The 20,251-nt window shown below is 40.2% G+C and carries 16 protein-coding genes and 3 pseudogenes; 13 read left to right on the top strand and 6 right to left on the bottom strand.

The features are described from left to right. The first annotated feature begins 137 nt into the window (after window positions 1–137). From TOL9009_RS41990 to TOL9009_RS42950, 5 genes and pseudogenes are all read left to right on the top strand, one after another. Entirely contained in the window at window positions 138–4,997 is a 4,860-nt protein-coding gene (locus TOL9009_RS41990) for a CHAT domain-containing protein (protein ID WP_051502774.1), read from the top strand. A 62-nt stretch (window positions 4,998–5,059) separates the two neighbouring features. Continuing rightward, the gene (locus TOL9009_RS0103540; RefSeq protein WP_029631207.1) at window positions 5,060–8,188 is read left to right on the top strand and encodes a CHAT domain-containing protein; all 3,129 of its coding nucleotides are present in this window, start codon (window positions 5,060–5,062) and stop codon (window positions 8,186–8,188) included. 3 nt (window positions 8,189–8,191) lie between these two features. Beyond that, window positions 8,192–8,569, top strand: a complete 378-nt coding sequence (locus TOL9009_RS0103535; protein ID WP_029631205.1) for a hypothetical protein — start codon at window positions 8,192–8,194, stop codon at window positions 8,567–8,569. Continuing rightward, the gene (locus TOL9009_RS0103530) at window positions 8,566–10,020 is read left to right on the top strand and encodes a hypothetical protein (RefSeq protein ID WP_029631204.1); all 1,455 of its coding nucleotides are present in this window, start codon (window positions 8,566–8,568) and stop codon (window positions 10,018–10,020) included. Before TOL9009_RS0103535 ends, TOL9009_RS0103530 begins: the two co-directional genes overlap by 4 nt. 46 nt (window positions 10,021–10,066) lie before the next feature. Continuing rightward, window positions 10,067–10,228, top strand: a pseudogene (locus TOL9009_RS42950) (zinc ribbon domain-containing protein); the annotation flags it as partial. Here TOL9009_RS42950 and TOL9009_RS45060 read toward each other — a convergent pair. Beyond that, window positions 10,175–10,375, bottom strand: a complete 201-nt coding sequence (locus TOL9009_RS45060; protein ID WP_144238137.1) for a hypothetical protein — start codon at window positions 10,373–10,375, stop codon at window positions 10,175–10,177. The pseudogene TOL9009_RS42950 and the gene TOL9009_RS45060 overlap by 54 nt on opposite strands. 59 nt (window positions 10,376–10,434) lie before the next feature. On the opposite strand from TOL9009_RS45060, the pseudogene TOL9009_RS50295 reads away from it, so the two are divergent. Further along, window positions 10,435–11,342: pseudogene (locus tag TOL9009_RS50295) on the top strand (IS982 family transposase). Window positions 11,343–11,531: 189 nt separating this feature from the next. Here the strand turns inward: TOL9009_RS50295 and TOL9009_RS46835 are convergent. The 3 genes from TOL9009_RS46835 to TOL9009_RS0103510 are packed head-to-tail and all read right to left on the bottom strand — an operon-like array spanning window position 11,532 to window position 12,933. Beyond that, window positions 11,532–11,696 carry a hypothetical protein gene (locus TOL9009_RS46835; RefSeq protein ID WP_163519111.1) on the bottom strand — a complete coding sequence of 55 codons (165 nt, stop codon included), beginning with the start codon at window positions 11,694–11,696 and terminating at the stop codon, window positions 11,532–11,534. 50 nt (window positions 11,697–11,746) lie between these two features. Beyond that, window positions 11,747–12,724, bottom strand: coding sequence for an RpnC/YadD family protein (locus tag TOL9009_RS0103515; RefSeq protein ID WP_029631202.1), 978 nt, complete (start codon window positions 12,722–12,724; stop codon window positions 11,747–11,749). Between the two features lie 2 nt (window positions 12,725–12,726). Then, entirely contained in the window at window positions 12,727–12,933 is a 207-nt protein-coding gene (locus TOL9009_RS0103510) for a hypothetical protein (RefSeq protein ID WP_051502784.1), read from the bottom strand. A gap of 164 nt (window positions 12,934–13,097) precedes the next feature. Between TOL9009_RS0103510 and TOL9009_RS48775 the strand changes: the two genes are divergently transcribed. From TOL9009_RS48775 to TOL9009_RS50290, 3 genes and pseudogenes are all read left to right on the top strand, one after another. Continuing rightward, the gene (locus TOL9009_RS48775) at window positions 13,098–13,226 is read left to right on the top strand and encodes a hypothetical protein (RefSeq protein ID WP_260675825.1); all 129 of its coding nucleotides are present in this window, start codon (window positions 13,098–13,100) and stop codon (window positions 13,224–13,226) included. Window positions 13,227–13,320: 94 nt separating this feature from the next. Then, window positions 13,321–13,578, top strand: coding sequence for a helix-turn-helix domain-containing protein (locus tag TOL9009_RS0103505; protein WP_029631199.1), 258 nt, complete (start codon window positions 13,321–13,323; stop codon window positions 13,576–13,578). A 129-nt stretch (window positions 13,579–13,707) separates the two neighbouring features. Next, a pseudogene (locus TOL9009_RS50290) lies at window positions 13,708–13,902 on the top strand (hypothetical protein). 30 nt (window positions 13,903–13,932) lie between these two features. Here TOL9009_RS50290 and TOL9009_RS45055 read toward each other — a convergent pair. Continuing rightward, window positions 13,933–14,226 (bottom strand): hypothetical protein, encoded by a 294-nt coding sequence (locus tag TOL9009_RS45055; protein ID WP_144238136.1) that lies wholly within the window; start codon window positions 14,224–14,226, stop codon window positions 13,933–13,935. Window positions 14,227–14,254: 28 nt separating this feature from the next. Further along, window positions 14,255–14,668, bottom strand: a complete 414-nt coding sequence (locus tag TOL9009_RS46830; protein ID WP_029631197.1) for a hypothetical protein — start codon at window positions 14,666–14,668, stop codon at window positions 14,255–14,257. Between the two features lie 482 nt (window positions 14,669–15,150). On the opposite strand from TOL9009_RS46830, the gene TOL9009_RS42940 reads away from it, so the two are divergent. From TOL9009_RS42940 to TOL9009_RS0103475, 4 genes are all read left to right on the top strand, one after another. Further along, window positions 15,151–17,853 (top strand): DEAD/DEAH box helicase, encoded by a 2,703-nt coding sequence (locus tag TOL9009_RS42940; RefSeq protein WP_029631195.1) that lies wholly within the window; start codon window positions 15,151–15,153, stop codon window positions 17,851–17,853. Window positions 17,854–17,984: 131 nt separating this feature from the next. Continuing rightward, complete coding sequence (locus TOL9009_RS0103485; RefSeq protein ID WP_242055158.1) at window positions 17,985–18,728, top strand: hypothetical protein; 744 nt, start codon at window positions 17,985–17,987, stop codon at window positions 18,726–18,728. A gap of 106 nt (window positions 18,729–18,834) precedes the next feature. Beyond that, complete coding sequence (locus tag TOL9009_RS0103480; protein WP_029631192.1) at window positions 18,835–19,803, top strand: bifunctional DNA primase/polymerase; 969 nt, start codon at window positions 18,835–18,837, stop codon at window positions 19,801–19,803. After that, complete coding sequence (locus tag TOL9009_RS0103475) at window positions 19,800–20,249, top strand: hypothetical protein (protein ID WP_029631190.1); 450 nt, start codon at window positions 19,800–19,802, stop codon at window positions 20,247–20,249. The genes TOL9009_RS0103480 and TOL9009_RS0103475 overlap by 4 nt, the downstream gene beginning before the upstream one ends. The last annotated feature ends 2 nt before the right edge of the window (window positions 20,250–20,251 follow it).

Below are 20,251 nucleotides of genomic sequence, written 5' to 3'. Positions count from 1 at the left end.
ATGTTTTTTATGAATCAAATATTAAGTATAGATAAAAACTAGTTACACAGAAAATCTCTCATAATAAAATGGAGCTGATTTTTTGATCTACTTGCTCGTTAGCCTTTGCCCGTTGTTAGCTAGCTGAGGTACTGGAAATGTCATCGTCTCTGCCTACTTCTCCCCAACTTCACTTCTTCTCGCAAATATTGCAGGCAACGAACGAAAACAGGGACAACCCGCAAGTAGTATATTCTCTGCTGCAAGAAAATCTCAACCTGCTAGATGATACCTTTGCTCAAGTATTGCGAGATTGGGCAATCAAGACTTTGCCAAATCCCGAAGCCAAACAAACACAAAACATCGCTGTAGATATTGTCATTTTTAGTGAACTGATTCAGAAATTTCCTTTGGGCAATCAGGCGAGTAACTTAGAAATAGCGATCGCTGGTTACGAAGTTGCCCTAACTGTTTTGAACCGCCAAGAAAATCCCCAAGATTGGGCAATAGTTCAATATAATCTGGGTACTGCGTACTTCTACAGAATCCAGGGAGAGCGGCCGGAGAATCTAGAACGGGCAATTATTGCTTATACAAATGCTTTGCAAGTTTGTAAGAATGAGGCTTTCCCACCTGATTGGGGAATGACTCCAAATAATTTGGGGAATGCCTACTTCTACAGAATCCGAGGGGATAGGGCAGATAATATAGAACAAGCAATTGCCGTTTATAAAGATACTTTACAAGTTTATACCCGTGAAGCGTTCCCAGAACAATGGGCAATGACTCACAAAAATTTGGGTCGTGCCTACTTCAACAGAATCCGGGGAGAGCGAGCGGAGAATCTAGAACATGCAATTACTGTATATCAAGCAGCACTGTTAGTTTACACCCATGAGGCGTTTCCTGTTCATTGGGCAAATATTCAACACAATCTGGGAAGTACTTACCAGAATAGAATACGGGAAGACAGAGCAGAAAATTTAGAGATGGCAATAGATGCACTGCAAAAAGCATTGTCAGTTCTCACCCATGAGGCGTTTCCTGTTCATTGGGCTGAAGCTCAATACGATCTGGGGCTTGCTTACAAAAATAGAATCAAAGGAGACAAGGCGGAAAACCTCGAACTGGCACTTGCTGCTTATCAGGCTGCATTATCAGTTCAAACCCGTGATGCTTTTCCTCAAGATTGGGCATTGACTCAAAATAATCTCGGCAATGTTTACTGTAACAGAATACAGGGAGATAAGGCGAGAAACGTAGAACTGGCGATCGCTGCATATGAAGCTGCCCTGCAAGTATACAATTATGAGACAGACCCAGAACAATGGGCAATGACTCAATATAATTTAGGAGTTGCTTACTGTTATAGAATACTGGGAAATACGGCGGAAAACTTAGAACTGGCGATCGCTGCATATGAAGCTGCACTGCAAGTATACACCTATGAGGCATACCCAAGACAATGGGTAATAACTCGCGAAAATCTAGGGAGTGCTTGGTGTCACCAAGGAGTTTTTCTACAGTATAAAGGAAGGGATAAAGAAGCGATTATTAGGTTCAGTAAAGCTTTGGAATATTGGACTAATTCGCCTGAGATTTGGAATTTGACAGCCACATCATTCAGAAATTTAGGGTTGCTTGAAGATGCTCTTACTTACTATAGTCGCGCTATACAGATTCAGTCAGATAATCCAGAATTTCTGTTTAATCGAGCTGATTTATTTATACAGCTTGAGCGCGAACGAGAAGCGATCGCAGACCTGGAGCAGGTTTTAATTTCAAAACCTGATTACCATAAAGCATGGTGCAGTCTGGGGATTATTTTTGAGAGACAAGGTAACTACCAAGAAGCAGTTGTTTGTTACAACAAAGCCATAAAGTATCAACCAAACTCTGCCTATGTCTGGTTTCGTAAAGGATATCTGCTACAACAAAATCTCAACCAAAATGAAGAGGCTATTGCTTGTTTTCAAGAAGCTTTAGAGCTTAAGTCTGATTACATTGAAGCCTTAAATCATGTGGCAATTTCATTACAAACGCTAGAACGTTATGAAGAGGCTCTAGTTTATTACAATCGCGCTCTTGAAATTCAGCCGGATTTTGTAGATATCCGTTTCAATCGAGCTTTATTGTTAGCCAACCTTGAACGAGAGGAACAAGGTCTTATTGACTTTGATGAAATTATAAGATTGAATCCCAATGATTTTGAAGCATGGTATCAGCGAGGTAATGTAATTTTTAAATTGAACCGCCACGAAGAAGCAATTGCTTGCTACAGAAAAGCTCTAGAAATCAAGCCTGACTTTGAAGAGGCTAAGAATCGCCAAGAGGTTTTGATAGCATGCTTAGATGAAAATCGTCGCAACGCCTATCTAAACCTCATTAAGACACTATCGACTTGTTCTAGTAGTGAGGAACTGCAAATTTTAGATGCCAACCAGAATTTAGTGGATTTGTTGTTGGTAGCGATAATGGAATATTTAACAAGTGAAGCAGAAGAGAAAGGTCAGTTTTACAGTGCTAGTATTTTAACCTATCTTTCCCGCTACTTATCTGAGAAGTTGGGACTTACACCATCAAATCTCGCTTCTTCTCAAATTCCCAATCCTAAATCTCAAATTGAATTTTTTCTGCAAGTGGGAAACGCAATAACAGAAAATCACAAATACGAATTCTTAGAAGATGGTGTAGTAGAAAAATTTAATCAACAAGCTTTATTTGATTTATTAGAAAAAGATTTGAACTTACTGGATGATAGTTTCCCTCAAATACTACGATATTGGGGAAATGAATTTTTGCAAAATCAAGATAAAGAATTACAAAGATTCTTTGCCACATATACTGTTTTACCTTTCGTCAGTTTAATTGAAAAATTTAGATTAAACAGAGTAAATAACTTAGAAATTGCTATTACTGCTTGTGAAGTTGCTTTAACTCTTTTAAATTGTCAAGAAGATGCTGATCTTTGGGCAAAGGTTCAACTTCATTTAGGAATATTTTACTGTCAAACAATACAGGAAGATCGGGATAAAAATTTGAAGGAAGAAGAGCTAGTTAAGAGGGGGGAACGGTCAATTACTGCTTGTACCAATGCATTACAAGTATTTACCCGTGATGCTTTTCCAGAACACTGGGCAAGTGTGCAGAATATTCTAGGTAATGCCTATTCACGTTTTTATAGACAAATCCGCAAAGGACAACCTGAGTATTTAGAGCGAGCGATCGCTGCTTATAAAAACGCTTTGCAAGTGACTACTCGTGAACAGTTCCCAGAAGAATATGCTAACACAACGTATAATTTGGGAGTTATTTACCGAAATTCTTCCCAACTCCAATTAGCTTACAAGTACTTTCATGCGGCAATTGAGACGGTAGAATTTTTGCGAGGTCAGTATATCTTTGCTCGGGAAAAACACAACCAGGAATCAGACCTAGAAAAACTATTCCTTAAAGAATGGAGATTAAATGAAGAAAGATGGAATAGAAACCCAAACTGGAACAGCTTACTTTATAGAAGCATGATACAAGTATGCTTGGACATGGACAATTACACTGCTGCCATTGAATATGTTGAGCGCAGTAAAGCCCGTAACCTAGTAGAACTTCTCATGCTGCGAGATATTTCTTCCCAAGGAAGCATTTCAGAAGCAAAGCGAAATGCAATAGAGACAAGTATTTCAGTAACCGACTATACCCGCCTCAATCAACGATATCAACAGTACAATGAGCTTTACTCCTTTGAACTCATCAAGTTTGACCAAATAAAGAATCTCATAGATGACCGTACCGCTATTATCGAGTGGTATATCGTAGGTGAACTTTTATATGCCTTCATCATTACCCGTCATACTTCTAAACCTCTTGTTTGGAAATCTTCAGAAGATTGGGTGAGTGATGGCGAGTTGATGCTGGGAGTATGGGAAGCACGCAAACAGGCTAAAACTTTACAACAACAACAAGAATGTGATGAGAACGCAAGGATTTGCCTTCAGCAATTAGCGGCAAGTCTGCACATCGATAATATCCTTGACATACTCTTTAACATTTCAGAAACTTTCGAGGAGTTAATTTTAATTCCTCATCTTATCCTGCAATGTTTACCCTTTCATGCCTTACCTGTCAATCCAGAAACTCCGCTTCTTAAATCTGCTCACGATCAGACTCCGAATCCTTGTTTATTAGATTGCTTCAAAAGAGGTGTTAGATACATTAATAGCTGCCAAATGCTACAACAATTGCAAAAGCAGCAACGTCCACAATTCCAAAACCTATTCGGCATTACAATGCCTACACCAGATTTATATCCTAATGGGTATGAATATGATTTAGGAGCTAGCGAAGCTATCAGGAAGCAGTTTACTAATGCTTATTTTTTGAGAAAAGACAAAGCAAAAAAATCAGAAATTCTACGCTTTGATGAAAAAACAAAAATATTGACACAACATGAAAAGTTAGTAACTGCTAACTGCTTGTTTTTATTCTGTCACGGATATTTAAGTCTTCAGTCTACTATAGATTCTTTTGCTGGGTTACAGTTGGCTGACGAAAACCTTACTGTGGCAGACATTGTTACACACCTAGACCTTAAAAACTGTCGCTTAGTAACGCTTTCTGCTTGCGAAACTGGTTTAACAATGCCAGATAATATTACAATGCTTAGTGATGATTATATAGGCTTGCCCTATAGTTTCCTTTTGGCAGGTAGTACCAATGTGGTCAGTAGTCTTTGGTCTGTCAGTGCCCTTGCTACAGCCTTACTGATGATTAAATTTTATGAAGAGCTAAAGCAGCAAAGTAACATAGCATTGGCTCTCAATAACGCTCAACGCTGGCTACGTGACACTACAGTGCAAGGTTTTCAAGATTGGTTGGGACGATCCACACTGAATAGAGTTTGGCAGAGAGAATGGCGTAACTACTTCAATCAAATTCAGGTAGAACAAAAAGCAACTGCCAAGCCTTTTGAGCAGCCTTTTTACTGGGCAGCATTTTATGCTATCGGTAAAGGTGAGTAGCCGATGTTACTAACAGCATCAATTTACAATTTTAAAGATCTTAGCTGATATGCACTCGACCAATGAACGAACAACGTCTCCAAGCATACCTAAATCTAATTAATCAGCTACTCAGTTGCGCCAGTGGTGAGGAAGTACAGATTTTGAATGCCAACCAGGACTTGGTTGATGCTGGTTTAGTGCAGAAGATGCTAGAAGTCGCAAACGATCTAAGAATGCAGGGGAACCTAGAAGCGGCTAATTCTCTCATGAATGTTGCAGGTCGGCTAATGAGGGTTTATGACAATACACCCCTAGAAAGATTATCATCTACTTCCAAGTCTTCTCCACTGCCTTCCCTCGAATCTCAAGAGGGACTTGTTGTGTTGGCTCTGCAAGCAACACAAGACAGCAAAGGAAATCCTGAATTTGTATACCCTCTGTTAGAAGCAAACCTGCACTTACTGGATCATAACTTTGCACAAGTTTTCCAAAAAATGGTAACTGCTGCTCTGTCCAACTTAAAGCCAGAACAAACGCAAGCCAATGCAGTAGATGTTGGCAATTTCAGCCGATTGATTTTTGAGTTTCCTCTAGGCAACCGCGCCAATAATCTAGAAATTGCTATTACAGGTTACCAAATTGCGGCTCAAGTTTTCAACCATCCCCAAACCTTTCCGCCAAACAAGGCAGCAATGCAACACCGTCTTGGTATTGCTTACCTTTATCGTATTTTGGGAGACAGAGCCGAGAATTTAGAAACAGCGATCGCTTATTTCAAGGCTGCCTTAGCAATACGTACCCGCGAAGCTTTACCTCAAGAGTGGGCAGAAACTCAAAATGCTCTCGGCGTTGTTTACCTGGAGCGGATTCGGGGAGAAAAAGCCGAGAATTTAGAAGCTGCGCTCGCCTGTTTTCAAGAAGCTTTGACAGTACGCACCCCAGAAACATTTCCCCGCCAGTGGGCAGAAACTCAAAATAATCTGGGCATTGTCTACCGTAACCGCATCCGAGGGAGAAGAGTCGAGAATATAGAAGCTGCGATCGCTCATTTCCAAGCAGCCTTAACAAAGCGCACCCGTGAAACTTCCCCTCAAGATTGGGCAGAAACTCAAACCAATCTCGGCAATGTCTATATTGATCGCATCCGAGGTGAGAAAGCCGAGAATTCGGAAGCCGCCATCCGCTGTTTCCAAGCTGCTTTGGATGTCGAAACTCGCCATTCTTTACGGGTTGCTACCCTAATAAATTTAGGTATTGCCTATAATGAGCGCCTCAAGGAAGATAAGGCAGAGAATTTGGAAACTGCTATCCGTTGTTTCCAAGCTGCTTTGGAGGGAGATACCTATAATGTTCTGCCTCAAGAATGGCTAGCAGCCCAAATCAATTTGGGAAATGCTTACCGCGATCGCATCCGAGGTGAGAAAGCCGAGAATTTGGCTACTGCCATCCACTGTTTCCAACGAGCCTTAGAAGTCTGCTCACGCGAAGTTTTTCCTCAAAGATATGCAGAAATTCAATATGGTCTTGGTCTTGTTTACCAATTTACCCAACAGTTTGACTCTGCCCATACTGCCTTTGCTGCTGCCATTGACACAGTAGAATCTCTACGCAGCGAAATAGTCTCTGGTTCTGGGATAGAAGAAGACAAACAAAAGCTCGCTGGAAAATGGAATCAGCTCTATCGTCAAATGGTGGAAGTGCATCTAGAACTACACGACTATACTCAAGCCATTGAATACGTTGAGCGCAGCAAAGCACGTAACCTCATCGAACTTCTCGCCACCCGTGACTTATACCCTAAAGCTAAAATTCCCGAAACAGTGCGACATGAACTGCAAAGACTACGGCAGGAGATTGATCGAGAAAAGCTTCATTTAGCATCTGAGGCAACACCTGACCATACCCACCTCTATCAACTGCGCCAACAGTACAAAGAACTTTACCCTTACGAACCCATCCGTTTTGACCAAATCCAAAATCTCATAGATGATCAAACCACAATAATCGAATGGTATATCTTTGCAGATTGCTTCCGCGTCTTCATCATTAGTTGCCATTCTCCACAACCAATCATTTGGACATCTTCATCTCAAGATTTGGAAAATTTGGACAGTTGGTTCCCCAACTATGTGAACGAATACGATAACTACCGAAAGGCGCAGAATCAAGTAGAACCAAATGAATGGCAACATCAGTGGGAAACAAGTATAGGTGATCGCCTTCAGGAACTGGCTGACATTCTGCACATTAATCACATCCTGTCTCACATTCCCAAAACCTGCGACCAATTGATACTAATTCCCCATATGTATTTGCATTTGCTCCCACTTCATGCATTGCCTATCAGCAGTAGCAATTCCTGTGATTCTACATTATACTTACTTGATAGATTTGCTAAAGGCATTCGCTATACTCCCAGTTGCCAACTGCTACAAAGCTTGCAACAACAACAAAATTCTGAATTTCAACACTTGTTTGCAATTCAAAACCCTACAGCAGATTTATATGAAGAATATGAAAAGGATTTAGGAACTGTTGGGACAATCAAAAAACAGTTTGCCAAATCTTGTATTTTGAAAAAATCTCAAGCTAAAAAATCGGAAATCCTGCGCTTTGATGAAAACACAAAAACAGTGACACCACATCAAGAACTTCTCGCAGCTCACTGCGTCTTTTTCTTCTGTCACGGCTACTTCGACGGCTACTTCGATCTTTTTTCTCCTTTAAATTCTTGGTTACAGTTGGCAGATGAAAAACTCACTTTAGCAGATATCATTGGTCACTTCGACCTCAAAAATTGTCGTTTAGTCACGCTTGCTGCTTGCGAAACAGGTTTAAGCAACGTCTCTCTGAGTGATGAGTATATTAGCTTGCCATATGGTTTTCTCTTAGCAGGTAGTACCAATGTAGTGAGTAGTCTTTGGACAGTCAGTGCTACTGCTACCGCCTTATTAATGATTAAATTTTATGAACAGCTAATGCAACAAAATACTGTAGCTGTTGCTCTGAATATAGCCCAACGCTGGTTGCGGGACACGACAGTGCAAGGTTTTCAAGATTGGCTGTTGCGATCGCAACTTAGTCTAGGTTGGCAGTTTGAACTATCTCAATACTTCAATAAAATCAAGGGGGAGCAGGGAGGAACTGCAAAACCTTTTGAGCAACCTTATTATTGGGCAGCGTTTTGTGCTATCGGAAAAGGAGTGTAGCAAATGTCTATTTATGAAAATAGTGTCCAAGCGTTTATTTATGTGCTGGAATCTAAATCTGATTTGTTTTCAACCCAAGACTGGTCTGAATTAAATCAACTGGCTAGCAGCCTGTCGGAGGATGTAGAAGAGATTGCTGAGGAAATAGAAAATTGGTTGCAACCAGAATCACGCAGCCAAATTCTACAGGCTTATGAAGAACGTCTGAAAGCACTTACTTCTTCATCTACTATTGACTTGGATAAAAATCTAGGACCTGGTAATACCAAATCTCCTACCCCACCCAATCAGCCTAGTGAATCTTCTAGGGAACTTCTGGACAATGCCATTAAAAAGAACTCTTCCTTACCTGATTCTCAACCATCCAAGCAGCAGCCGTGAAAAATTTCACCATCAGCCTCTATGCCTTTCATCTACGGCAAACTTTCACCGATGCTCCCGATGAAGTTGTCGCTGATGCCAAACTTTTATGGGAGAATTTAGTAAAACTGGGTGAAAGCTCACTGCCATTTCCTGGATTGAGGGATTTACGGTCAAAGTTGATTTGTTATCAAAATGGCAAATACGAACCCAAGCGTGAGCAAGGACGAGAAACTGAATGGTTGACAGATTCAGGTAGCTTGGATTTGGGGAGTATTCCCACAGTAGAAGGCTTCAAAATTAACGCCAACCTTCAGCCTTTCCGCTTCAATGATACCTACGCAATTGACCTCACTCTGTCACCAGAATCACCAAACATCTCGATTGATGTGCAGCAACTGCAACTGTTTAAGCCAGGTTGTCTCCTACCATCTAAGATTCAAGCATCTCTGGGACACACTTTATGGATTTATGGGGAAGTAGATGCTAGTGAAGACTGTCAAGAACTTGCGAATAAATTTGCAGTGGCGTTGCTAGCAGGAACATACTTAAACCCTGTTCTGGTAAATGAAGATAAACTGTTTGGTAGTCTCCTATTTGAATACCAGGTAAGTGACCCTAATCACACCCATAATAGTGCGAATCACTGTAATATTCTGGTTTGGTTAAATAATAGTCAAGCTAACTCCCTTACGCTATCGGGACGAGCTTACGACTGGCTGCTAAATTTGCTCATCTCCCGTCATAAAATTCGCTACATCTATCAGGAGGCTTGTAACTGCTATTCCAAAGCATTGAAACTTTACAGCAGGCTAGATAAACAAATGCAGCAGTTCCCAAGCCTAATTGCTGACCCTAAAACGCGATTGGAAAAGCTTAAGGAATTGTTGAAAGAAATACCCCTAGATGCCGTTAATTACAATCGGTGTCTGGGAGACTTGAAAGCGCATCACACAGCAATTACTACCAATACTACAAACTACGTTACTTGTCTAGGAAAAATCACCGCAATAGGCGACCGCCCTCAATTTTGGGAGGATTTTCTGAATCTTGAGTGTAAACGGAAGCAAAACCAAATTCAAATCTATATAGACTACCTTTCTCCTGGTCAAGACCTCTTTGGTCAGATGATTGATACGATTCGTGGAACTGTGGAACTGGAACAAGCACAGAGCGATCGCACTAATGAATCGGCTGCTCAAAAACGACAACAAAGATTAGAGCGGTTAATTACCTTTATAGGTACTGCTTTAGCTGTCAGTGGTGTTACTTCTCAAGTCGCTCCTAATCCTATTAAAACTTTTCTTGTCCAGCCGACTAAAAATAAGCCTTCAGATATTCCTGAACTACCCAGTTATATATCTTACAGTTTTTTTGAAGTGTTGATTCACATAGTTATTGGAGTTCTTCTAGCCATACCTGTTTACTTTCTTGTTAAGTGGAGGCAACAACGTTCAAAATGCGACAATTGATTCCAAAGTTTGTCCTGTTAGCTGCTGGCGGCTCTAAGAAGGGAGACAAATATTGGAATGGGTTGCCAAAAAGAAAGATAAGCAAGTTGTATTTATTGATCAGTGGTATGCCAGTAGCAAAACTTGCTCCAATTGTGAGCACATTCTAGAAAAGCTAGATTTGTCTATTAGAGAGTGGCGTTGTCCATCCTGCCAATCGATTAATGGAACGTGAGTTCGACGGTTGGAAAACGCCAAAAAGCTTGCTCGATAGGAATTTGAGAAACTGAGCAGGTGTTGCGATGGCGCGAAGCGATCGCCTCTGCCTCTGGCGATCGCGCTTGATTGATTGATTGAGAATGAGTAAAAAAGGCACAAAAAAACGCGCCCGTCTAAAAATATATAAGAAAAATGAGGGTCAGGGCTTAGTCTACCATTGTATCTCGCCTCGATATCGAACAAATCTTTTGTGACGTAGATGATTTTTGTAACCAGTGGGAGAACTTGTGGCAACAAGTACCACAGTTACCATCCACACTCGTGTGAGTGTCGCAGTTACTCAAGAATGCATTTATCAGAAGTGATGACAATCGTAATTGCATTTCATGGTAGTGGTTATAAGACTTTCAAGGAGTTCTACACCTTGCACATACTACAAAGCTGGCGTGGAGCGTTTCCAAATTTGGTCAGTTACACAAGATTTGTGGAACTCATGCCCTGGTGTTTAATGTTGTTGTGTTGTTTTTTGCATACACGGACAGGAGAAATTACAGGGATTAGTTTTATCGATTCCACCCCAATTAATGTTTGTCACAACTGTCGTGCGCATTCTCACTCTTGTTTTTAAAGGGTTGGTGAAATGGGGCAAAAATTCGCTATCGTTGGCACTTTGGATTTAAACTGCATTTGATTATTAATGATTGTGGAGAATTACTCGCATTTTCACTAACGTAAGCATTTGTGGATGACCGAAAACCAGTCCCAGATATGACTAAAGACATAAGAAAGTAAACTCTTTGGTGACAGAGGTTACATCTCTCAAAAATTATTTGAGGAGTTATATGAACGAGGGTTGCAGTTAGTCACGAAATCTAAAAAGAAAATGAAAAATCGTTTGGTCAAAATGATTGATAAAATTCTTTTACGCAAACGTGCTGGGAAGCGAGTCCGTCAATGATCATCTCAAAAATATATGTCAAATCGAACACTCTCGTCACCGTAGTCCATTTAACTTTTTGGTAAATTTGATGGCTGGTTTAGCCGCTTATACTTATTTGCCTAAAAAACCTTCCATTGATATTTACCCAAAAGATTTGCCTGCTCTACCTCCTGCCATTTTTTAGTTCCATCGAACTCACGTTAGATTAAGAGCTATTTTTAAGAGTGAAAACGGCAAAAACTAAGAGAATACGTCCTTGAGTAAAATAACAGATCCCATAGTGAATGTGAATAACAAGGGTTGCTTATGTTGGATGGCACAAAATAACCCCCAATCAGGTTGGGGGTGTTTGGTAATTGCAGTAACGCGGTAATTATGGCTGATGCATTTGTTTGAGCATTGCTAAACCGCGTTCTATTTTTGGCTGTTGAGTGAAACTGTCGGCACTGTCTACCAGCAACAAATACGCCTGACGTATTAAGTTATGCCCTTCACGATATCTTCCTTGTCTGATTAGCTGTAAGCCTTGATTACTCAAGTTCTTAGCATCGTTAGCGATCGCAAGCGTGCTTGCTCTCTATTCATGGCTTACTCAGTTATCGGTTGGTAAATTTCTCTTAATTCCTCCACCGTGTTAACTGTTTTTAATGCAGTTAAAATTGCTTCCAATTGCTCGACATCTTGAATTTGGGAAATTTCCTCAAATAGTTCTGACTGCATTGCACCAAATTTCAATTGCAAACAGGTATCAATTCCTTGTAATAAACCTTTGCGAGTACCTTTCTCAATGCCAATGCGCTCAACGCTCGTTACATACTGCATACGTCTAGATTCCTCGAAAATACTATATTCTTGCCAAAACTCCCGTGCTAAATTGGCGGGTAAAGTCATCATCCAATCGATGAACTTGAATAAGATAATTATCGAATCCCGCTCAAATCCTAAGTCATACAACCTTTTTACCAAAGTTAATTTTTGCTGCTTGCGCTCGGTGCGATTGCTGGTTGTTGCCTTAGCTTGTAGATGCGCCATAACCACAATAGTAAAGGGATTGCGACTAGCTTCAAGCTCGGACAACCTTTGTTCGTAGTCTAGCAGTTTTATTACTGGAAATCGAAAACTTATCCCACAACCAAATAGTTGAGAATTAAATTGCGATGGTCGCCAATTTGGGTTTTCATCACCGAGAATAGCCAGAGATACTACAAACTTTTGATATTTGTCGTAAATACGATAATTGTAGGTGTACATCCGTAAAGCAAAATTAGATTCTTCTTGACTTTGAATTTCGACATGAATAAGTATCCAATTTTCTTCTCCAGAAATACGATAAATCTTGACTAATTTATCGGCAAATCGTGTACCAATTTCTGCATCGCCAACCACAGAAAGCAGTTCTTTATCGAGGAATTCATGCTTTCTAGTCCAATCAATCCTTCGATGTGCTTGGGGGAAGAAAAATAGCATGAAGTCTTCAAAATATCTTTCTAAGACATCTTTCCAGGGCGAATCATACTCGGTTTGAGGATTTAACGAATCAAGTTCAGTTTGTGAATTATCTGTCATAACTACTGCACCAAAATTGAGCGGCTTAAAATACTCATGACCTCGCCTGGATTAGGACTTGGCATCAGTGGACTCCAATCGCCAACATCCGCATAACCAATTACTTGCAGATAGTGAATTGTGCTGGTTACAGTTCTCGCCGTACCAATTAATAGATGTTTAAGTGGTTCCCGGTTTGGCTCTGTTTGGGAACTTCCCTGGCTGAGGATAGGTACGTTTTGAGCATCAGCGTCAGGTAAAAAGCCTTTCTTTGTGGGCTGCACGGCATAATTTCCGCCCTCTTCGAGTGCTGTCGAAGAAGCTTGTTGAGCTATGTACAACTCAAGTTCCAATTGGGCTAGTGCTTGCTCGTCAATAACGAGCGTTTGTGATTGTGCCATCATTGTGTTTGTCTCCCGTTAGTGGGGGTTTACTACATGAAGGCGATCGCCTCTCCCGCCAAGAAGCTGCGATCGCCTTTTTAATTAGCGGCTGTAGTTATCATATTAGTCGCAACGATTAAAAAAATCAAATCATCAACTAACTGGTTCTTCGCAGAGCTTTATACCATAGTCGCAGCCGTTAATGCGCCACTTTATTGGCGGTGTAAGTTAGATATGCTGAGAGTTATAGAAGAATCCATGCCAATAAAGTGGCGTTTAGCAGTATTGATGGCTGATAGAGAAGTTGATTACAAGCAATTGGCTGACATGGCGGGATTGCACCACGTCACTGTTAGCAAACACAAAAATATGAGAGTTATGCCAGAAAGACTGGAGCGAGAGACATTGGAAAAATACTGCAAAGCTCTCAACTGTCAACCTGGGGAATTACTAACTTACATACCAGAAAAAGGAAACGATGACCAGAAATAGGTATGAAAGCGTTTACGCACTCCGCTTATCTCCCAGATTTTTATGCGATCGTCTACGACGGGCGCGGAGCGCCATCGCTCACGCAATATAATCCCATAGTTAGAACGCTACTGTTGTAACACTCGCACTATGACTAAAACCACAGTTCACCTAGTCACTAGCATCCAGAATGTTACTAAGCGTGGTGTTTTATACTGAAGCTCAAGTAAAGGCAGTTTCGGGTGGTTAGTCCTGGCGGTGCAGTGTTTGGAGAGCGCAAGATTTATTACACACCGGAAGCGGCAGAAAAAGCTTTCTCGGGAGTGGATTGAGAAAGGGAGTTAAGGGAAAGGTGCTTTTGAAGTACCCGCGATTTCACTTGTGCTTTTGAAGTACCCGCCCGCAGTCCGGCGATCGCAGCCGCACTTCAAAATGCAACAAACAGCGCCCTGTTTGTGTCGAGTTATTTTCTCTCTTCTCGTAATTCTCCTTCCATCTGTCAAAACTGAAGTTAAGCAATAGTGATGGGGGGAAGATCGCACTTATTGCTTTGCTTATAGGGAAGAGCGATCGCCCATGATTAGCGTCCAACTTTTCCTCTAAGAAAAATATAGAAGCGATCGCCGTTTCATCATGCGTTGTTAGTATTTTTGAGCGAGATGCTGACAACGTTCATCGGAATGCTTCTTAGGTCTACCTAAAGTTCAAATGCCGCAGAATCTTTGGATGAGAAAGCCTGAAATTGCCGTTGTTGCGAGGCAGCTATCTCGGCAGGTGTATCAAACTCAGTAGCTTTGGTTCCAAGTTTTAGCTCCTCAGCAAGGGTTAGACCATCACCGTCAGAATCACTTTCCAGTATTCTTGCCATCGCACCCTGAGGGGCAATCTGCGCCAATCTAGTCAAAGCCATCGCTACAAATTCGTTAGAAGCATCACAACTGTCTAGAAAATTCACAAAATTAGTGGCATCTTGCTCCGTCATCTTGGCAGGATTTTTTATTCCCCCTTCAATCAAAAAATCGTCGTACAGGGCAATCTCGTTATCATTAAATTTCTCTTGTTTCGCCCGCTCAATTATCAAATTAACTTGAGATGTCTGTTCAAAATTCATAAATAAACACCCGCATACATAATCCAAATTAACCTATATATTTAAATCGTCAAGTTTATATTACCTTTAATAATATATTTAAATCGTCAAGTTTATATTACCTTTAATAAAAATTCACTTACTTAGATAAAAACATCATGAAGCTAAATCATATTTGTATTTGAAATACAAAAATTTCAAATAACAATATCTACATCAGTAACTATATCAGAAGTTTTATTACCCTCAAACATCTAACAAACCGTAATTCCTAGTATTATTTTGATTATTTTTTTGGCAATTGAGAAATATTGTATAATTAATTACGTTGTTTACTGCGGCGTAGACAATCCCATTACAATAAAGATTTACCGGAAAGGTTATTCTCCGGTAAATTTTATCTAAATTTGAAAGCCACAAATTAATGACTATAATTTGCTTGCATAAAAACCACCGCCATCGCTAACGCCTACTTGTTACAAACAATAAGTAGGTAGTTTTTTATGAACAACAGACCAGAGTGGTTACAACCAAGTCGCAGCATTTACTCTAAACAGTACGGAACAATTCAAATTAGCACAATTATTGGCGAAAATCTCTATTTCATAAAAGGGAATATTAGCCAAGTTATCTTCAATTGGAGGGAAGAAATAGAACAAGGAAATCTTAGCCCGGTTCAAAATGCTCTATCTCCAAGAAGTTTAATTTATCAACAAATAGCATCTGAGCTAGAAGGTAGAAATAAACTCGCCCACTGCGATATAATTCCCGAACAAGCGGCAAACCATCAACCAATACCAGAAAATGTCCATCCAGCAGTAAGTAAGGCTCTCACTCAATTAGGAATCAATCAATTATACTCCCATCAAATTCAAGCATGGGAAGCATACAACCAATCATCAGATATCATTCTCGAAACTCCAACAAGTAGTGGAAAATCGATTTCATTCCTACTTCCAGTTATTCACGAATGTCTCAAAGGCAATTCATGTATCATCTTCTTCAACCTCAAAGCTCTTGCATTTGACCAAGAGCAGAAAATAAAGGAGTTTATCAATCTCCTACCAGAGCCTATCCGTCCCGCAATTCTAAATATTAATGGCGATACTCCATCTCAAGAGCGCAAAAAGCTTTATACACATAAACCCTCGATTATTTGCGTCACGCCCGATGTTTGGAATCACGAGCTTACCAACTACCAATTTGATAACTATAACTTCATTGAAACACTACGCAAAATTTCCATAATCACGGTTGATGAGGCTCATTACTATAGTGGTATTTTTGGTAGCAATTTCGCTTTGCTAAACCGTCGCACTCAACTAATGATAAAACTAGCTGGAAGTGATATATTTAAATTACAATATATCTTTGCCTCAGCTACTATCAGCAATAGCCAAGAAATAGCCCAAAAGATTTCCAACCGTAAAAGCAATTTTACAGTAATTAGCCAAAGCGGTGCAAGAAAAGCTGAAACCACATTTATCAGTCTCAAACCCCAGAATAGTACTTTGTACGCAACCGCCGAAATAGCAGCTTCACTTGTCAGTAAAGATGTGGTGGGAATATGCTTTTGCGACAGCAGAGAAATGGTTAAAACCCTAACCCAAACAATCCGCAAAATATTAACTGAAAATGGGTTATTTCACCTCAAAAATAGTATTTCTGCATTTTACGCCAATTTGAAAAACAACCAAAGGAGGAAAATCATTACAGATATCAAATCTGGGGAAATCAAATTTATCGTGTCAACGTCAGCTCTCGAAGCCGGGTTAGACCTCGGCTGTATTGATGCCGTCCTGATTTGCAAGTATCCTGGCAGTATCCTATCCTTCCGGCAAAGGGCAGGTCGTGCTGGCAGAAAGGAAGAAGGGCTAGTTGTCTTCATACCTTCCAAACAGTCTATTTTAGACTCTTACTACTCGAAAAATCCCGAACGGTTGTTAACCGACCCACCGGAGGTGATCAACTTCAACCCCAATTTTGAAAATCTACTCGCGTGCCATATTCTAGCCTGCTGCAAAGAGTCACGCCCGACAATCAACCAAATCAGCAAGCATTTCGGACAAACTGGACTTGCGATCGCAAACCAACTTCTTCAAGAAAACAAGCTCGTGTACAGCTTCAACAGCAAGCTAGCGTGCGCCCGCAATTTAGGTTACGTACACGGCGATATCAAGATTAGGGGGAGCAGAAGCAATAATATCAACTATATCAACACCTCAACTGGGGAGGAGTTTGAACAAAGTGCGGTCAACACTGCTTTAAGAGAAGTATACCCTAATGCAATTTATACAGCCCAGGATTTTGATGGTAATCCAGTTTGGTATAAATCATCAGAGTTAAAAATCCAAGAAGGGCAAGCTTTCCTCAAGCCTATTGGACAAACAAATTTATTTACCCGCCCTCAAGGATTAATTAAATTTGAGGAAGTTAAAACTACTGGGGAAGCAAAGTCAATCAAACTGCCAATGGGAGTAATAAAACTTACTCCTAAAATATGTAACATCTCTGAGTCAGTGTCCGGATACAGATTATACAATCGAGAGTCAAAATGGACTTGTCCAAATCAAGATTGCAGAAACCACAATCAATCTCTAGCAAGTAAACTACAAAACTGTTCCATATGCAACAGCGAACTCACAGATAAAGACATAATCCAACTAGTAGAAGAAGTATTATATAAGGAAGCTTTGACTATTAGCTGTTCTACCAGTTGTTTGCAAATTGAGATAGACCGACAAGCGAGAAATTTCTTCAAGTCAAAAGTAGAGCAAATTAGGTTAACAATAAAGAATCAGAAGTACATTCCAAAAGAGGAGAGGGAGTTATTTGAATATAAAGAAACCGACATTTGTATCCACAGTCTAGCACATCAACTTATACTAGCATTACCATTAGTTGAACATGGTGCTAGTAGTAAAGATATTGACTTTATGCTTTATGAAGAACCAACTCAGCCTAACTTACTCGGCTACTTCTTCGATACAGTTGAGGGAGGAACCGGAATGTGCAATACACTATTTCAATATCTGGAAAAAGCCGTATCGAGGGCAAGGTTCTTAGTGGAAAATTGTCCATGCAAGCACGGATGTTCAAACTGTACTGTTATTTACAGATGCCCCGATGACAATACAGCAATCTCCAAACAAGTTGGATTACTTATACTTCAAAATTTAATCCAACAAGAAGTACGAATCGTCTAAAAAAAGTTCTGCTCTTAATGTATAGAGCAGAACTTTTTATATGAAGTCTATTACATTACTAAAAAATTTTACACAACACTGCAATAGCAAAATCACGACACTAACTAACGCCTAACCAAATAAAAAATAATTTGGTTAGTATTATGTACGTAGAGCTAGTTCCTGACTGCGAACAATCACCTCAAAAATTCCAAATTGTTCATGCGCCAACATATTTACTTCTGGATAAAAATTACCAAATAGGTGATTGTATCCCTGCATCCGATATTCACCTAATAGTTGAACATGCAGTAAATTTAGGATATCAAGTCAAAATCTATCCCCCGATCAAATATCCCTTACCTGCAATTAGTGATGAATTAGCTGATTTGATGACCTTTTATCCATCTGATTTAAAAATGCGCCTTAACGGTATGGTTTTTGAGCAACGGGCATATGTAATGGCAAAAAGCCATGACGAAATATGCCTGGATAGAAAATCACGCACCCTACTTCAAGAAGCAGAATACTGGTTAATTAATTACGCTCGCGAAGTTATAGCTAAAAGGGAGAGTTGTGTATCGGATATTCTTAATTACATGGATAACACGACATTTAGAGAAAAAGCAATCAATACCCTTATGTCATGGCAACCCAATTGGGAAAAGGCTATTTCCCTACACGCAAAAAGCAAATTTGAAGCAGGTAACAATGAATTTGAAGTCATCAGCTATCATCACTTACTAAACAAAAAGGGAAGGGAGGGAACAATGGTGATGTGTAGGGTAACAAAAGCTATAAATAAATTCCCGGAATTTCCCACTTTCCCCTATGATGCAAACTGCACTCTTGGAACTTATCAAGTGGAAAATGCTCTTAGTCAACGATTAGCTTAAAACATAGGGCAAGTAGTAATAACTGCTTGCCCAAAATACAGCTAACCACCACCAAAAGCTCATGCATCTAGTTACTAAAGTTAACTAGTAGGAATCAAATGAAATCATGCACGCCCAGGCACGTAAAATTATCTCGTCCCTGGAAACACTACCCGACAGATGGAGGGTTATACCCACATTTGGCAAGCGACCTCTGGGGGGAAAAGAATGGCAGTATAAAACTTACTCACCCAAACAGCTACAAGCCGAACTCATTCGTACTAGATGCAAAATTTGGTCGGGGAAGAGGTATACACCTGCCACTGGGGTTGCTATTGTCTGCGGCGATAACCAACCCGAAGGACACATCGTGGCTATCGATTGCGACGGACCCCGCGCCTGGGGTCAAATTCTAATCCTCAACAAAAAACTAGAAGAGGGTGAAATAGACAAAATTTCTCCCCAAAAGTTATACGAAGGCGCACTTGCATACCTCCCGGCGACTGTCGCATTCACCTCTGGAGGTGAATACAAGCGCCAACTTCTATACTTAATCACTGAAAAATCATCAATCAAGTCTAGCAAAATCTCAAATCTGGAGTTTAGAGGTAAAAATCATGCGTCAGTTTTACCTCCTTCTTACCACCCAGAAGGAAGATACTATCGGTGGGTTACCGGTTGCAGTCCCCAAGAAAAACAAGTTGCGATCGCACCAGATTGGGTAATAGCCCAAATGCTATTAAAGCAGGAGAACAAAAGGGTAATTCATTCTCCATCGAGTTCTCTCCAGGAAAAATCTAACCGCACACATCAGGCAAACAGATGCGTAAACTTATACCCCGACATTGAAACCAATATTCAAGCTGCACTTACATTCTTAGAAGTCATACATCCCAGGTTCGCTTCTGACTATACAACTTGGATTCAAGTTGGAATGGCACTTAAATCAGTCAGCCCTACCTTACTAAAAGCCTGGGACATATGGAGTCAGCTATCACCCAAATACAAACCAGGAGAATGTGCCTACAAATGGCAGTCTTTCCGCAGAACAGGCATTACCATTCGTACCCTTGCAAAATTTGCCAACCTCTCATGAACAATCAAGAGCAAGAAAGTGTAACTAACTCCAAAGCTAGTTACAGTAATGATTTGAATTCTAGTAACAACAATAGCTTAGAAGATAGTGATGAAACAGATGACTATGAAGATAACAGCAACAGTATATCAAACCCTAAAGTTTATCTAATAACCATCCAAATTTATCCAGACGAGCAACAGGCTATTTTCTCTATTGGTATTAAAAATGCACCTCCCATTATCAAAAATGCTAGCTATCAGGAAATAACCCAACAAACCATCATTCAACAAAGTATTCAAGAATTAGAGGTAGCCTTACCTAAGATTATTGAAGCCGCCGAAAAAAGAAAAACTGCTATTAATCATATTAATCAATCCCAGGAGCGTAAACAAGTACAAAAACGAGAATTATCTAATAATTCTCATCCAACCGAGTCGGATAAACAACAACTTTCACTATTCTAATC

Source organism: [Scytonema hofmanni] UTEX 2349 (assembly GCF_000582685.1).
Lineage (GTDB): Bacteria > Cyanobacteriota > Cyanobacteriia > Cyanobacteriales > Nostocaceae > Hassallia > Hassallia hofmanni.
Note: the sequence above shows the minus strand (reverse complement) of the source record. Positions and strands in the feature narration are given on the sequence as shown.

Coding starts and splice junctions, on each gene's coding strand:
- TOL9009_RS41990 (WP_051502774.1), top strand. CDS start 138: ATGTCATCGTCTCTGCCTACTTCTCCCCAACTTCACTTCTTCTCGCAA.
- TOL9009_RS0103540 (WP_029631207.1), top strand. CDS start 5,060: ATGAACGAACAACGTCTCCAAGCATACCTAAATCTAATTAATCAGCTA.
- TOL9009_RS0103535 (WP_029631205.1), top strand. CDS start 8,192: ATGTCTATTTATGAAAATAGTGTCCAAGCGTTTATTTATGTGCTGGAA.
- TOL9009_RS0103515 (WP_029631202.1), bottom strand. CDS start 12,724: ATGACAGATAATTCACAAACTGAACTTGATTCGTTAAATCCTCAAACC.
- TOL9009_RS0103505 (WP_029631199.1), top strand. CDS start 13,321: ATGCTGAGAGTTATAGAAGAATCCATGCCAATAAAGTGGCGTTTAGCA.
- TOL9009_RS46830 (WP_029631197.1), bottom strand. CDS start 14,668: ATGAATTTTGAACAGACATCTCAAGTTAATTTGATAATTGAGCGGGCG.
- TOL9009_RS42940 (WP_029631195.1), top strand. CDS start 15,151: ATGAACAACAGACCAGAGTGGTTACAACCAAGTCGCAGCATTTACTCT.
- TOL9009_RS0103480 (WP_029631192.1), top strand. CDS start 18,835: ATGCACGCCCAGGCACGTAAAATTATCTCGTCCCTGGAAACACTACCC.
- TOL9009_RS0103475 (WP_029631190.1), top strand. CDS start 19,800: ATGAACAATCAAGAGCAAGAAAGTGTAACTAACTCCAAAGCTAGTTAC.